1 protein-coding gene is annotated in these 701 nt (G+C 63.9%); it reads left to right on the plus strand.

The genetic code is table 11. The features are described 5' to 3' along the window. Positions 1-701, plus strand: a 701-nt coding sequence (locus tag ACG2LG_RS24105; RefSeq protein WP_396263450.1) for a transposase, incomplete at both ends; no start/stop codon positions are given.

Raw genomic sequence — 701 nt, forward strand, 5'->3', positions numbered from 1 at the left:
GACGATCTTCTTCTCGCCGACCGGGCCTACTGCTCCTACGCCTTCATCGCTGCGGTGCGAGCCCGGGGCGCCCACTGCGTGATGCGCCTGCACCAGCGGCGCGAATCCGCCCTGGACTGGAGGGAGGGCCGCAAGCTCTCCCCGCATGAACGCCTCGTCACTTGGCGTCGCCCGCATTTCTCCGCCGTGAAAAAACACACCACCCGCGAGGAGTGGGAGGCGCTGCCCGAAAGTATGGAGGTCCGGTTGATCCGACTCGACTACGAGGACCGTAGTGGAAAGCGTTCCAAGATGACCGTCGTCACCACGCTCACCGATGCACAGCGCCACGACGGCGTCGAGCTACACGCTCTCTACGCCCGCCGCTGGGACATCGAACTGCGCCTGCGCGACATCAAGACCACGCTTGGCTTCGAGATGATCAACGCGAAATCCCCGCAGATGGCGCGCAAGAACCTCGCGATGGTCCGAATCGCTTACAATCTGATGCGCCTGCTCATGCAGCGTGGCGCGCGGGAGGCCGGCGTGCCGACCGGAGTCATCAGCTTCAAGGAGACGCTCGACCTCGCGACCTCCATTCACGAGTCGTTCCGAAGTCTCGCGGGCAAGCCGCGCAAGAAGGCTGCACAGATGGGTTTCCTCGTCGAGATGGTAGCGACCCGGACTCTCGACCAAAGGCCCTTCCGACACGAACCAAGAGC

This window comes from Haloferula sp. A504 (assembly GCF_044385805.1).
In the GTDB taxonomy this organism is placed as follows: domain Bacteria; phylum Verrucomicrobiota; class Verrucomicrobiia; order Verrucomicrobiales; family Akkermansiaceae; genus Haloferula.